The following is a 13,570-nucleotide window of genomic DNA, read 5'->3' as shown; positions in this document are numbered from 1 at the left end:
CGGCGAGATTCTCGCCGGCCCTTTTTCGTGCAATGTTCCACGTGAAACAGGCCGGCCTTGCCGGAGCTGGAAGCTGGAAGCTGGAAGCTGGAAGCTGGAAGCTGGAAGCTGGAAGCTGGAAGGCAGCATCTTGCTTCCAGAGCCTGAGCCAAGGATTTTCTTACAACTTAAAGCTTACGGCTTATAGCTCCCGGCGAAGCCGGGCAGGCTTGGCACACGATGTTCCACGTGAAACACTCCCGCCATCTCTTGGCTGCTACCGAACGGATCCGACACATGCCCCATTCCTCGAAGCTCGTGATCCTGGATCGCGATGGCGTCATCAACCGCGACTCCGATGCGTACGTGAAGTCCCTGGACGAGTGGGTCCCCTACCCCACCGCCATCGAGGCCATCGCCAGGCTTAGCCGGGCCGGATGGACCGTGGCGGTCGCCACCAACCAGTCCGGCATTGCCCGGGGCTACTACAGCAAAAGCGTGCTGGAAAGCATGCATCAACGGCTACGCGAGCTGGTCCGCCAGGCCGGCGGGGAGATTGCCCACATCGCCTACTGCCCACACGGTCCGGACGATGGCTGCGACTGCCGCAAGCCGCTGCCGGGACTGCTCGAAGAGATTCGCCAGGCGCTCGGCCTGGAGACCCTGGCCGATAGCTGGATGGTCGGCGATAGCCTGCGCGACCTGCAGGCGGGCGAGCCGATGGGCTGCCGGCCAGTGCTGGTCAGGACCGGCAAGGGGCGTCGCACGGAGGCGAAGGGAGAAGGCCTGTCGCAGGCGATGATCTTCGACGACCTGGCCGCCTACGTGGATTGGCTGCTGGCTACAGAAGCGGATAGCGCCGACTGAAGCGAGGCGCTACCAGGCATCCCAGAACGCGACGAGGCCGGCTATTAAGCCGGCCTCGTCGTCAATGCCACCCGTCCGCGGGTGGCGAGAACCGCGATGTTCCACGTGGAACATCGCATGGACGGTCAGATGTCCAGGTTAGCCACCAGGGCATTGCGCTCGATGAAGTCGCGCCGCGGCTCCACCTCGTCGCCCATCAAGGTGTTGAACATCATGTCGGCGGCCACCGCGTCCTCGATGGAGACCCGCAGCATACGACGGGTGTTGGGATCCATGGTGGTTTCCCACAGCTGCTCCGGGTTCATCTCGCCCAGCCCCTTGTAGCGCTGGATCGAGAGGCCTCGCTGCGCCTCGGCCATCAGCCAGGCCAGGGCATCGTAGAAGTTCGTCACGGGACGCTTGCGCTCGCCGCGCGCTACGTAACTGCCCTCTTCCAGCAGGCCGTCCAGGGTCTCGCCCAGCGTCGCCATGGCACGGTAGTCGGCGCTGGTGAAGAACTCGACGCCCCAGACGTAGTCGGTGGTGACGCCATGCGCGGTCAGCGTGACCGCCGGCAGGAAGAAGCCGCGCTCGCCGTCCTCTTCGAGGCGGAAGGTATAGCGCGGCCCGCCCTCATAGGAGACCAGGGCGTCCATCTCCGTCTGCAGGTAGTCGATCCAGTTCTGCATGGTGCCGCGGTCACGCAGGCTCTGCTCACCATCCAGATGGGCGGCATGCACGATCTTGCGCAACACGACGTCGGGATAGACCCGCGACAGGCGATCGATGCGCTTCATCACGTCGCGATACTGGTTGACCAGCTCCTCGAGGTGGGCGCCGGCGATACCGGGGGCGTCGGCATTGACGTGCAGCCGCGCCCCGTCCAGGGCGGTCGTCGTCAGGTAGTCGACCATCGCCTGCTCATCCTTCAGGTAAAGCTCCTGCTTGCCGCGCTTGATCTTGTAGAGCGGCGGCTGGGCGATGAAGACATTGCCCCGCTCGATAAGCGCCGACATCTGACGGAAGAAGAAGGTCAGCAGCAGCGTGCGGATGTGCGAGCCATCCACATCGGCGTCGGTCATGATGATGATCGAGTGGTAGCGCAGCTTGTCGGGATTGAACTCCTCGCGCCCGATGCCGCAGCCCAGGGCCGTGATCAGCGTGCCGACTTCGGCCGATGAGAGCATCTTGTCGAAGCGCGCCTTCTCCACGTTGAGGATCTTGCCCTTGAGCGGCAGGATCGCCTGAGTGCGGCGATCGCGCCCCTGCTTGGCACTGCCGCCGGCCGAGTCACCCTCGACCAGGAACAGCTCGGAGAGGCTGGGATCCTTCTCCTGGCAGTCGGCGAGCTTGCCCGGCAGGCCGGCGATATCCAGTGCGCCCTTGCGGCGCGTCATGTCGCGCGCCTTGCGTGCCGCCTCACGGGCGCGGGCCGCGTCCAGCATCTTGTTGACGATGGCCTTGGCTTCGTTGGGCTTCTCGATCAGATAGTCCGAGAACAGGCGACCCATCTCCTGCTCCACCGCGGTCTTGACCTCCGAGGAGACCAGCTTGTCCTTGGTCTGGGCCGAGAACTTGGGGTCCGGCACCTTGACCGAGATGATCGCGGTGAGTCCCTCACGGGCATCGTCGCCGGAGGTGTTGACCTTGGCCTTCTTGAGTAGGCCCTCGGCCTCGATGTAGTGGTTCAGCGAGCGCGTGAGCGCGGCACGGAAGCCGGCCAGGTGGGTGCCACCATCGCGCTGCGGGATATTGTTGGTGTAGCAGAAGATGTTTTCCGAGAAGGTATCGTTCCACTGCATCGCCACCTCGACGCCGACCCCATCCTCGCGCTCGGCGTTGAAGTGGAACACCGGATTGAGCACCGTCTTGTTGGTGTTCAGGTGGTTGACGAAGGCCTTGAGGCCACCCTCGTAGTGGAACAGCTCTTCCTTGCCGCTGCGCTCATCGATCAGGCGGATCGCCACGCCGGAGTTGAGAAAGGAGAGCTCTCTCAGTCGCTTGGCGAGGATATCGTAGTGGAATTCGATGTTATGGAAGGTTTCGGAAGAGGGCCGGAAGTGCACGCGGGTGCCACTCTGCTCGGTCTTTCCGACCACCGCCAGCGGGGAATCGGGCACGCCGTGGTGGTAGAGCTGCTCAAATACCTGGCCGGCGCGCCAGATGGTCAGCTTGAGCTCCTCGGACAGGGCGTTGACCACCGAGACCCCGACGCCGTGCAGGCCGCCCGACACCTTGTAGGAGTTGTCATCGAACTTGCCGCCGGCGTGCAGCACGGTCATGATCACCTCGGCCGCCGAGACCCCCTCTCCCTCGTGGATATCGGTGGGCACGCCGCGACCGTTGTCGGTCACGGTGATCGACTCATCGGGGTGAATGATCACCCGGATCTCGCTGCAGTGCCCGGCCAGCGCTTCATCGATGGAGTTGTCCACCAGCTCGAACACCATGTGGTGCAGGCCCGTGCCGTCGTCGGTATCGCCGATGTACATGCCCGGCCGCTTGCGTACGGCATCCAGGCCCTTGAGGACCTTGATGCTCGATGAGTCGTAAGCCTGTTCGCTCATTGACTACTCCGTCATGAAGTCTGTCTGTCCATTGGCAGCAGCTGCCCCTGGCCTGATTCGGAATGTTCCACGTGGAACATCGTCAACTGGGTGTCCGCCTGCCACAGGCCCGCCAGGGCTTCGGGGTCGACGCTGGTGATGAATACCTGGCACTGCATGCGCTCCAGCCACCGGCAGAAGACGCGCCGATGGTCGCTGTCCAGCTCGGCAGGCAGGTCGTCGATCAGGTAGATGCAGGTCCGCCCGGTCAGCTGCTCGAGCAGACGCCCCTGAGCCAGCTTCAGGGCGCTCACTACCAGCTTCTGCTGGCCGCGGGAGAGCACCTCAACCGCCGGCCGCTTGCCGAGCCGTATGCCCAGTTCGGCGCGCTGTGGCCCCTGCTGGGTGAAGCCCATCTGGTGGTCGGTGTGACGCGCCTGGCGGAGAATGTCGCTCAGCTCACGCTTGCGGTCCCAGCCCCGCGCGTAGCGCACGGCCAGGCCGGGCAGCGTGATGAGCTCCTGCAGAGTGTCCTCGAACACCGGCAAGAACCTGTCGATCCATTCACGGCGCATGCCGTCCAGCAGCCCGCTCCAGTGCACCAATTCCTGTTCCCAGGCATCCAGTGAAGCATCCGATATTCTACCATGCCTGAGAAGGGCATTCCGATGTTTCAGCGCGCGCCGGAAGCGTCGCCAGGCGTCGAGAAAATCGTGTTTCACGTGAAACACTCCCCAGTCCAGGAACTCGCGGCGGCCGGCCGGCGGGCCTTCCAGCAGGCGAAAGGCATCGGGGTTGATCAGCTGCAGCGGGAGGGTTTCCACCAGCCGCGAGACGCGATCGAGACGCTCACCGGAGAGACGCATCTCGAGCTCCGCCGCGTCACGCTGGCGGCGCACGCCGATGGACACGGCCGGGTCGCCGGCCAGCCTCGCGTGCAGCGTCATGGCATTGGCCTCGTGGGCGATGGCCTGGCGCAGCTGGCGCGCCCGGAAGGAGCGACCCATGCCGAGGACGTGAATGCCCTCCAGCAGGCTGGTCTTGCCGCTGCCGTTGGCTCCGGTGAGGAGGTTGATGCGTGGACCCGGGGCGACGTCGATGGCCTGCAGGTTGCGCAGGCCCTGGAAGGTAAGGCGTTCGAGAGGCATTAGACAGGTTCGACAGCGTCGGCGGCGCCCTCGTCAGGCACCGCCGGACGGCGTCTTAGAGGCGCATGGGCATGACGACGTACATGGCGTCGCCGCCACCGGGTTCTTCCATCAGCGCGCTGCTGTTAGGGTCGGCCAGGGTCATCTGCACACGATCCTCGTCCAGCACGCTGAGCACGTCGACGAGATAGCCGACGTTGAAGCCGATCTCCATGGCCGGACCGTTGTACTCGATGGCCACGTTCTCCTCGGCCTCCTCCTGCTCTGGGTTGTTGGCCATGACCCGCAGGTTGCCCTCCTCGAGGTGCAGGCGCACGCCGCGGTATTTCTCGTTGGAGAGGATGGCCGTACGCGACAACACCTGACGCAACTCGGCACGATCGGCGATGAAGACTTTGTCGCCACCGCGTGGCACGACCCTCTCATAGTCGGGGAACTTGCCGTCCACCAGCTTGGAGGTGAAGGTAAAGTCGCCGGTATGGGCCCGCACGTGGGTGGCGCCGAGGGTCAGGCTGACCGGCTCCTCACCGTCGTCGAGCAGGCGCACCAGCTCCATGATGCCCTTTCGCGGCACGATCAGCTTCTGGGAGGGCTCCACCTGGATGTCGGCGGAGCGCGAGCAGACGGCCAGGCGGTGGCCGTCGGTCGCCACGGTGCGCACCAGGTTGGGGCCCATCTCGAGCAGCATGCCGTTGAGGTAATAGCGCACGTCCTGCTGGGCCATGGCGAAGGAAGTGGCATCGATCAGGTGCTTGAGCGTGCCACGCGGCAGGCTCAACTCCACGTTGCCCTGGTCGTCCTCGATGTTCGGGAACTCGGCCACCGGCAGGGTCGAGAGCGTGAAGCGCGAGCGGCCGCTGCGCAGCACGGCCCGGCCCTCTTCGAGGCTCAGCTGGATCTCCGACTGATCGGGCAGCGACTTGCAGATATCCATCAGCTTGCGGGCCGGTACGGTGGCGGACCCCGACTCCTCCACGAGGCTGGCCGCGGTGCGCCCGATCAGTTCGACCTCGAGGTCGGTGCCGGTCAGCGATACCTGATCCTGATCGACCTGAATCAGCACGTTGGAGAGTACCGGCAGGGTCTGGCGGCGCTCCACCACGCCGGCAACCAGCGTCAGCGGGCGCAGGAGCGCTTCTCGGGAGATGGAAAATTTCATGTCGACTCCACTACTTGTCCTGGAGGGATTGAGGCCGGCGTCCCGACCGCTGGTGTTCCGTTCAGCTGGTCAACAGCCTCAGCAGATTCTTGTAGTCCTCGCGGATGTCCGCGCTCTCCTCCTGCAGCGACTTCACCTTGCGGCAGGCATGCAGCACCGTGGTGTGATCGCGGCCGCCGAAGGCGTCGCCGATCTCGGGCAGGCTATGGTTCGTCAGCTCCTTGGCCAGCGCCATGGCCACCTGGCGGGGACGGGCCACCGAACGCGAGCGGCGCTTGGAGAGCAGGTCGGAGAGCTTGATCTTGTAGTACTCGGCCACGGTGCGCTGGATGTTATCCACCCCGACCTGCTTGTCCTGCAGGGCCAGCAGGTCCTTGAGCGACTCGCGGATGAAGTCCTGGGTGATCGTCTTGCCCATGAAGTGAGAGTCGGCGATCACCTTCTTCAGCGCCCCCTCCAGCTCGCGAACGTTGGAGCGGATCTTCTGGGCGATGAAGAAGGCGGCGTCGTGGGGCAGGTCGACCTTGGCCTGATCGGCCTTCTTCATCAGGATGGCCACGCGTGTCTCCAGCTCCGGCGGTTCGATGGCCACCGTCAGCCCCCAGCCGAAGCGAGACTTCAAACGCTCCTCTACCCCACTGATTTCCTTGGGATATCGGTCGGACGTCAGGATCATCTGCTGGCCGCCCTCGAGCAGCGCATTGAAGGTGTGGAAGAACTCCTCCTGGGAGCGCTCCTTGCCGGCGAAGAACTGGATATCATCGATCAGCAGGGCATCGACGCTCCGGTAGAAACGCTTGAAGTCATTGATCGCATTGAGCTGCAGCGCCTTCACCATGTCGGCCACGAAGCGTTCCGAGTGGAGATAGACGACGCGGGCATTCTCGCGCCGTGTCGCCAGGGCATTGCCGACGGCATGCATCAGGTGCGTCTTACCCAGGCCGACGCCGCCGTAGAGGAACAGCGGGTTGTACGCCCCGCCGGGGTTCTCGGAGACCTGGCGGGAGGCGGCACGAGCCAGCTGGTTGGACTTGCCCTCGACGAAGGTTTCGAAGGTGAAGTTGGGATTGAGGCCGCTGTTGTGCTTGAGGCTGCCCTCGACCTGCACCTGTCGCTCACCGCCTCGCCGCTGGCCGGCCCCCTCCTCGCGCATCTGATCGATCTCGCGCTCGTCACCCACATCTCCCCGAGGGAGCACCTGCACGGCGGGCGCCGCCGGTGCTCGGGGCGCGGCCGAGACCGGGTTGCCCAGCTCACGGGGCTGCGGGTTCGGCGCCGCGCTGCGCCGGCTGCCCACGGTCAGCACCACCTTGGGCGGCTTGGCCGGCGAGAGCTCGCGCATCAGCTCGCTGATCCGCTTGGCATACTTGTCGCTGACCCAGTCGCGCACGAAGCGATTCGGCGCCAGCAGACGCAACTGATTGGACTCCCCTTCCTCCGCCTGCAGCGGGCGGATCCAGGTATTGAACTGCTGCGAATTCAGTTCATCCTGCAGGGTATCCAGACATTGTTGCCAGAGAGCCAGTGACACGCGAACTCACCTTTGCGTAGAAAACGACCGCCTATTGTATCGTTCAGGCCCTGGGTTATCCACATGACCGGCCTAACGCCTCGTGCTGTGGAAAACCTGGCCGCCGTGTCCGCTGTTTTTCGACAAGACACGACAAGCAGGCAAACGCGACGACACCTCAGACGCCGCAAGCCTTCGAGCCGGACCCGATACGACGACACCACGCAGGCACCGTTACCTCGCTCCCCACCCCATCCCCACTTTTTCCACAGCAAGGACACCCTCTCAATACGCTGATATATATAAATTAAATCATCTTATTCACACTACCCGTCCCCAGGAGTGACCACAGGGCCCGGCACGTTACGACATGCCGCGAGGGCAACCGAATGGTGGATAGCGGTCGAACGACCACGCCGGAGGCCGCGCCAGCAGGGCGCTCGAGCGACCGCGAAACGCAGGTAAGAATTGCACCGCAGGGCTGGAATCACTACAATTTCCGGTCTTGAGTCGAATACCCCCGGATCCGCCTGCGGCTTCCGGATCTCTACGAGTGATCAAATCATTCAGAAAACCACGTGGGAATAACGAGTTATGAAACGTACTTTTCAACCCAGCGTCCTCAAGCGCAAGCGCGCACATGGCTTCCGTGCTCGCATGGCCACCAAGAACGGTCGTGCCGTGCTGGCTCGCCGTCGCGCCAAGGGCCGCAAGCGCCTGAGCGCCTGATCGCGGCCCTCGCGTGTCAGATCAGGGCTATCCCCGGCAGCTGAGACTGCTGACTGCCGGGGACTATCGTCGTGTCTTCGAAACGGCAGCCTTCAAGGTCCATGGCAAAGGGCTGATGGCTCTGGCCTCGCCCAACGCGCTCGGCCACCCGCGACTCGGCCTGATCTTCAGCAAGAAGAACGTGCGCCGGGCCGTCGATCGCAACCGGCTCAAGCGCATCGTGCGCGACTCCATCCGGCTCCGGCAACAGCGCCTTCCCGCCGTGGATATCGTGGTACTGGCCAGGCGAGGCGTCCACGAGCTGGACAACGCCACCGTGCATCGCCAGCTCCACGGCATGTGGCGGCGCCTGGAGCGTGAGGCGAACAAGTCCGCCCGCGAGCCAGAGCTAGAACGGGGCGAAGACACGCAGCGCACATGATGACCGACCCCCCTGAGCGCCAGCGCATCCCGGAGCCTGCATGAGCATGACCACCTCGCTCTTTGCCGCGCCCCTCCACGCCGACGCGTCAGATGCCGCCGGACAGCGTGCGTTTCCTAGCCTGCCTCCGGCAGGCTTTCGTGTATCTCGGGTGTGCGACCTGCGTTGCGCCATCGGAATGTTCACTACCCATCGGGCAGACCCCTCATGGACGTAAAACGACTACTCCTGCTGATTCCCCTGGCGGTACTCGCCTACCTGTTGATGGTCCAGTGGAATCAGGACTACGGCCAGGTTCCCCCTGAGCCGCAAGCCCCCGCCATGACCAGCAACGCAGCGGACAGCAACCGCGCGTCGACCGACGGCGGCGATGATCTCTCGGTCCCCACCAGCGCCTCGTCGTCGAGCGACATGGCCGGTGGCATTCCCGGTGAAGCCGAGGCGCCGACGGGCAGCCGCGACCTGGTGGCCGTGGTCACCGACGTGCTGGACGTGCGCATCGATCCCCAGGGCGGTGACATCGTCTATGCGGCGCTGCCCCAGCACCGCTTCAGCCTCGATTCCGAGCGCCCCTATGTGCTGCTCTCCGACAGCGAGACGCGCAGCTACGTGGCGCGCTCAGGGCTGCAGCTCGAGGGCCATGAGGGCCGGATCACCTTCACCCCCGAGGCGACCGAGTACCGGCTGGGCGAGAACGACGACCGCCTCGAGGTCGATATGACCGCCGAGGTCAACGGCGTCGAGGTGATCAAGCGCCTCACCTTCGAGCGTGACAGCTACGCGGTCGACGTGAACTACTTCCTGGCCAACAACACCGAGGAGCCGGTCACCGCCCGCTTCATCGGCCAGCTGGTCCGCGACAACAGCAGCGATCCGTCAAGCGGCCCGAAGATGGGCATGCGCTCCTATCTCGGTGCCGCCTACTCCACGCCGGAGGATCGCTACCTCAAGGTCGACTTCGAGGAGATTCAGGAAGGCGCCTTCAACAACCGCGACGTCGAGGGCGGCTGGGTCGCTATCATCCAGCACTACTTCACCTCCGCCTGGGTCCCGGCTCAGAACCAGCAGAACCTCTACTACGCCACCACCGATGCGCGCGACCGCAACGTGGCAGCCTTCGCCGGCCCGACCAGCACTGTGGCCGGCAACGGGGAAGCGACGCTGGCCGCGACCCTCTACATGGGGCCCAAGGTGCAGGACCGCCTCGAGGCCGTGGCGCCCAACCTGGAGCTGACGGTGGACTTCGGCTGGCTGTGGTTCATCGCCAACCCGCTGTTCTGGCTGCTCGACCACATCCATGACCTGATCGGCAACTGGGGCTGGTCCATCGTCCTGCTGACCATGCTGGTGAAGGCGGCCCTGTGGCCCCTCTCCGCCAAGGCCTACAAGTCCATGGCTCGCATGCGCAAGCTGGGCCCGGAAATGCAGCGCCTCAAGGAGCAGTTCGGCGACGACCGCCAGAAGATGTCCCAGGAGATGATGAAGTTCTACCAGAAGGAGAAGATCAATCCTCTGGGGGGCTGTCTGCCGATCCTGGTACAAATGCCGGTGTTCATCGCCCTGTACTGGATGCTGCTGGAATCCGTCGAGCTGCGCCATGCGCCCTTCATGTTCTGGATCCAGGATCTGTCGGTGAAGGATCCGTACTTCATCCTGCCGATCCTGATGGGCGCCTCGATGTTCGTGCAGCAGATGCTCAACCCGACGCCTCCGGACCCCATGCAGGCGAAGATCATGAAGATGCTGCCGATCGTCTTCACCTTCTTCTTCCTGTGGTTCCCGGCGGGCCTGGTCATCTATTGGGTGGTCAACAACTGCATCTCGATCATTCAGCAGTACACCATCACCCGCAAGATCGAGGCCGATCCGAGCATCGGCAAGGGCATGAAGACCAAGTAGCCGAGGTTTCATCCCGCGTCTCCAGACCCCCGCCTCGGCGGGGGTCTGGCGTTTGAGGGGACCCGGTTTTTGAAGGGCTGGCCTTTGAGAGCCCCGCCCCGGACAATGCCCTCTCCAAGGCCCCTCGATCACTCCTCTTTCTACCACAGGAACCGTCCATGGCCGCCAGCCTCTACGATCAGGACACCGTCGCCGCCCTGGCCACGCCGCCGGGACGCGGCGGCGTAGGGATCATCCGCGTCTCTGGCCCCGCCTGCACGACGATCGCCCAGGCGATGCTGGGCCACTGCCCCGCCCCGCGCCAGGCACACTACGGCCCTTTCCGGGGCGCCCGCGAGGTGATCGACGAGGGCATCGCACTCTACTTCTCCGGCCCCCACTCCTTCACCGGCGAGGATGTGCTGGAGCTGCAGGGGCATGGGGGGCCGGTAATCATGGATCTGCTGCTCGAGCGCTGCGTGCAGCTCGGCGCCCGACTGGCCCGGCCCGGCGAGTTCTCCGAGCGGGCCTTCCTCAACGACAAGCTGGACCTGGCCCAGGCCGAGGCCATCGCCGACCTGATCGAGGCGAGCTCCCGAGGGGCCGCCGAGAACGCCCTGCGCTCCCTGCAGGGCGAGTTCTCGCACCGCGTCGAGGCGCTGGTCGAGCGGCTGGTCGAGCTGCGCATCTACGTGGAGGCGGCCATCGACTTTCCCGAGGAGGAGATCGACTTCCTCGCCGACGGACACGTGGCCGGCAAGCTCGCGGCCATCCAGGCGGAGCTGGCCGAGGTGCGGGCCGCCGCCGGCCAGGGGGCGCTGATGCGGGAGGGCATGAGCGTGGTGATCGCCGGACGCCCCAACGCCGGCAAGTCGAGCCTGCTCAATGCGCTGACGGAGCAGGAGACGGCCATCGTCACCGACATCGAGGGCACCACCCGAGACGTGCTGCGCGAGCACATCCACCTGGACGGCATGCCGCTGCACGTGATTGATACCGCCGGCCTTCGCGACACCCCGGACGCCGTCGAGAAGATCGGCGTGGCGCGCGCCTGGGAGGAGATCGAGAAGGCCGACCGGGTTCTCCTGATGGTCGATGCCGCCACCACCGAGGCCGTGGATCCCATGGCCATCTGGCCGGAGTTCGTCGCGCGCCTTGCCGATCCCTCACGGCTGACCCTGGTGCGCAACAAGATCGATGCCAGCCATGAATCCCCGGGGCTCGATACCGGAAGCGAGCGGCCGGTGATCCGGCTGTCGGCGAAGAGCGGCGCCGGGATCATTAGCCTCAAGGAGCACCTCAAGGCGGTGATGGGCTTCGCGGCCACCACCGAGGGCCGCTTCTCGGCGCGTCGACGACACCTGGACGCCCTGGACCGGGCCGAGGCGGCGCTCGCCAACGGCGAGGCGCAGCTGGCCGGTCATGGCGCCGGCGAGCTGCTGGCCGAGGACCTGCGCGATGCTCAGCAGGCGCTGGGCGAGATCACTGGGGAGTTCAGCGCCGATGACCTCCTGGGCGAGATCTTCGGCAGCTTCTGCATCGGCAAGTAGCCCCCTGCTCCCCCCTGGGCTATTGCAGTTAGCGTTGTGGCTTGGGACTGATCCGTCGACAGGTCTGCGAGGGGGCGCTGTGAACCCCTCCCTGGGCGCTACCGACGCCATCCCTGGCGTAGGACCCCCTCTTCGACCTGTCCCCGGCGTCCCTCGCTAGACCCAACTGCAATTGCCCTGCTACTCCCCCACCCACCAGTCGCCGCGATGGCGACTGGTCTCGCCCAGCAGCGGCAGAATCTTCGCCACCGCGGCCTCCAGGCGTTCATCGAGCCCCCAGGGCGCATTGATCACCAGCATGCCGCTGCCGATCATGCCGCGTTCGCCCTGCTGCGGCTCACGGAGGTGCAGTTCGCTGCGCCAGATCTTGCGTACCCCGCCGTCGCGCAACCCCTCCAGCAGCTCACGATGGCGTCCCGCCGGCAGCAGCGGATACCACACCAGCACCACCGCATGGCGCGCCTTGCGCATGGCCTGGCACACCGCCTCGGCCACCTCGGCGTATTCTTCCTTGCGCTCGTAGCTGGGGTCGACCAGCACGCAGAGTCGTGGCGAGGGCACCGGCAGGCGCTTCACCAGTCCCTGGAGACCATCGCCATGGATGCGCTGCACGTTATCCGGCAGCGCCTGTTGGGCCAGATGGCCGTGCTCGCCGGGGTGGAGCTCGAAGAGCATCAGCCGGTCCTGCTCGCGCAGGCGCTGAGACAGCCACCAGGGTGAGCCGGGATAGTGATCGAGTCCGCCCGCGCGCGACTGCATGCGGCCCAGGGCGGTGAGCCAGTCGCCGAGCAGCAGGTCATCGCCGAGGCGCTCACGGGCCTGCCATAGCCTGGCAACGCCCTCACGATACTCCTGAAGCTTCGCCGTCTCCTCGGCCGCCAGGGGATAGAGGCCACGACCGGCATGAGTATCCATGTACGTAACAGATGATCTCTTACGTAACAAGTGATCGATGACGGCAAAGAGCGTCAGATGCTTGTGAACGTCGGCGAAATTGCCGGCATGGTAGGCATGCTGATAGGAGAGCATGGAAGGGATCCGTGGGTTAGAGACAGAAGGGCCCGCCACTTCAGCAGTGGCGGGCCCGAGGGTGCATGGTGCCAGGCGTCGCTGATTACTGCTGGAAGCGCTCCTGGATCGGCGTCAGGGTGATCTCCACCCGGCGGTTCTGGGCGCGCCCCTGCTCGGAGTCGTTGCTGGCGACGGGCTGGTTCTCGCCATAGCCAGTCGTGTACAGGCGGTTGCGGGTCACGCCGGACTGGGCCAGGTAGTTGCCCACCGCGCTGGCTCGACGCTCGGAGAGCCGCTGGTTATAGCCGGCATCGCCGGTGCTGTCGGTATGGCCGGCGATGTTGACCCGGGTGTCCGGGTACTGCTGGAGCACGCGGGCCACATCATTGAGGGCATTGCGCGCATTGGGGGTCAGGTCGCTGGAGTCGAAGGCGAAGGTCACCTCACTCGGCATGTTGAGCACGATGTCGTCGCCGCGACGATCGACCCCGATGCCGGTGCCCTGGGTGCTCTGCCGCAGCTGCTCTTCCTGCTTGTCCATGTAGGCACCGATACCGCCACCGGCGGCCGCACCCACGGCGGCACCGATCAGGGCCCGGTCGCGCCGACTGGTGCTGCCGTCGCCGCTGAGGGCACCGGCCGCCGCGCCGATGGCCGCGCCGATGGCAGCACCGGTGCCGGTCTGGCTGCGCTGGGTCTGACCGCTATAGGGATCGGTGGTGGTGCAGCCCACCAGCAGCGCCGAAGCGGCCAGGGGGGCCATCCATCGCATTACTCTTCTCATCGTGTCCTC

11 protein-coding genes are annotated in these 13,570 nt (G+C 65.2%); 5 read left to right on the top strand and 6 right to left on the bottom strand.

Going from position 1 to position 13,570, the window contains the following annotated elements; translation table 11 throughout:
* Positions 1–276: 276 nt before the first annotated feature.
* Positions 277–846 (top strand): D-glycero-beta-D-manno-heptose 1,7-bisphosphate 7-phosphatase, encoded by a 570-nt coding sequence (gmhB, locus tag BM388_RS09010; RefSeq protein ID WP_089849301.1) that lies wholly within the window; start codon positions 277–279, stop codon positions 844–846.
* A 125-nt stretch (positions 847–971) separates the two neighbouring features.
* On the opposite strand, the gene gyrB is transcribed toward gmhB, so the two are convergent.
* The 4 genes from gyrB to dnaA all read right to left on the bottom strand — a co-directional run bounded on the left by gyrB (position 972) and on the right by dnaA (position 7,209).
* Entirely contained in the window at positions 972–3,392 is a 2,421-nt protein-coding gene (gene gyrB / locus BM388_RS09005; RefSeq protein ID WP_089849299.1) for a DNA topoisomerase (ATP-hydrolyzing) subunit B, read from the bottom strand.
* Positions 3,393–3,403: 11 nt separating this feature from the next.
* Entirely contained in the window at positions 3,404–4,519 is a 1,116-nt protein-coding gene (recF, locus tag BM388_RS09000) for a DNA replication/repair protein RecF (RefSeq protein WP_089849297.1), read from the bottom strand.
* Between the two features lie 55 nt (positions 4,520–4,574).
* Entirely contained in the window at positions 4,575–5,678 is a 1,104-nt protein-coding gene (dnaN, locus tag BM388_RS08995) for a DNA polymerase III subunit beta (protein WP_089849295.1), read from the bottom strand.
* A gap of 61 nt (positions 5,679–5,739) precedes the next feature.
* The gene (gene dnaA, locus BM388_RS08990) at positions 5,740–7,209 is read right to left on the bottom strand and encodes a chromosomal replication initiator protein DnaA (protein WP_089849293.1); all 1,470 of its coding nucleotides are present in this window, start codon (positions 7,207–7,209) and stop codon (positions 5,740–5,742) included.
* Between the two features lie 573 nt (positions 7,210–7,782).
* Between dnaA and rpmH the strand changes: the two genes are divergently transcribed.
* The 4 genes from rpmH (at position 7,783) to mnmE (ending at position 11,766) form a co-directional block, all read left to right on the top strand.
* Positions 7,783–7,917, top strand: coding sequence for a 50S ribosomal protein L34 (rpmH, locus tag BM388_RS08985; RefSeq protein ID WP_008959105.1), 135 nt, complete (start codon positions 7,783–7,785; stop codon positions 7,915–7,917).
* A 13-nt stretch (positions 7,918–7,930) separates the two neighbouring features.
* A complete protein-coding gene (gene rnpA, locus BM388_RS08980; protein WP_089849291.1) occupies positions 7,931–8,338 on the top strand; it encodes a ribonuclease P protein component in 408 nt (135 codons plus the stop codon).
* 207 nt (positions 8,339–8,545) lie between these two features.
* Positions 8,546–10,237, top strand: a complete 1,692-nt coding sequence (gene yidC / locus BM388_RS08975) for a membrane protein insertase YidC (RefSeq protein ID WP_089849290.1) — start codon at positions 8,546–8,548, stop codon at positions 10,235–10,237.
* Between the two features lie 158 nt (positions 10,238–10,395).
* Positions 10,396–11,766 (top strand): tRNA uridine-5-carboxymethylaminomethyl(34) synthesis GTPase MnmE, encoded by a 1,371-nt coding sequence (mnmE, locus tag BM388_RS08970; RefSeq protein ID WP_089849288.1) that lies wholly within the window; start codon positions 10,396–10,398, stop codon positions 11,764–11,766.
* Positions 11,767–11,946: 180 nt separating this feature from the next.
* Here mnmE and BM388_RS08965 read toward each other — a convergent pair whose 3' ends face one another.
* Positions 11,947–12,795, bottom strand: coding sequence for a 23S rRNA (adenine(2030)-N(6))-methyltransferase RlmJ (locus BM388_RS08965; RefSeq protein WP_089849286.1), 849 nt, complete (start codon positions 12,793–12,795; stop codon positions 11,947–11,949).
* Positions 12,796–12,880: 85 nt separating this feature from the next.
* Positions 12,881–13,549, bottom strand: coding sequence for a YiaD family glycine zipper/OmpA-like lipoprotein (locus BM388_RS08960; RefSeq protein ID WP_390882392.1), 669 nt, complete (start codon positions 13,547–13,549; stop codon positions 12,881–12,883).
* Between the last annotated feature and the right edge of the window lie 21 nt (positions 13,550–13,570).

The organism is Halomonas saccharevitans, assembly GCF_900116405.1.
Classification (GTDB): Bacteria; Pseudomonadota; Gammaproteobacteria; order Pseudomonadales; family Halomonadaceae; genus Halomonas; species Halomonas saccharevitans.
The sequence above is the reverse complement of the archived record's forward strand: the minus strand, read 5'-3'. Positions and strand labels throughout refer to the sequence as shown.

Bases quoted from the DNA above. Each gene is read 5' to 3' on its own strand.
- mnmE (WP_089849288.1), top strand. From the start codon at position 10,396: ATGGCCGCCAGCCTCTACGATCAGGACACCGTCGCCGCCCTGGCCACG.
- BM388_RS08960 (WP_390882392.1), bottom strand. From the start codon at position 13,549: ATGCGATGGATGGCCCCCCTGGCCGCTTCGGCGCTGCTGGTGGGCTGC.
- dnaN (WP_089849295.1), bottom strand. From the start codon at position 5,678: ATGAAATTTTCCATCTCCCGAGAAGCGCTCCTGCGCCCGCTGACGCTG.
- rpmH (WP_008959105.1), top strand. From the start codon at position 7,783: ATGAAACGTACTTTTCAACCCAGCGTCCTCAAGCGCAAGCGCGCACAT.
- yidC (WP_089849290.1), top strand. From the start codon at position 8,546: ATGGACGTAAAACGACTACTCCTGCTGATTCCCCTGGCGGTACTCGCC.
- BM388_RS08965 (WP_089849286.1), bottom strand. From the start codon at position 12,795: ATGCTCTCCTATCAGCATGCCTACCATGCCGGCAATTTCGCCGACGTT.
- gmhB (WP_089849301.1), top strand. From the start codon at position 277: ATGCCCCATTCCTCGAAGCTCGTGATCCTGGATCGCGATGGCGTCATC.
- recF (WP_089849297.1), bottom strand. From the start codon at position 4,519: ATGCCTCTCGAACGCCTTACCTTCCAGGGCCTGCGCAACCTGCAGGCC.
- gyrB (WP_089849299.1), bottom strand. From the start codon at position 3,392: ATGAGCGAACAGGCTTACGACTCATCGAGCATCAAGGTCCTCAAGGGC.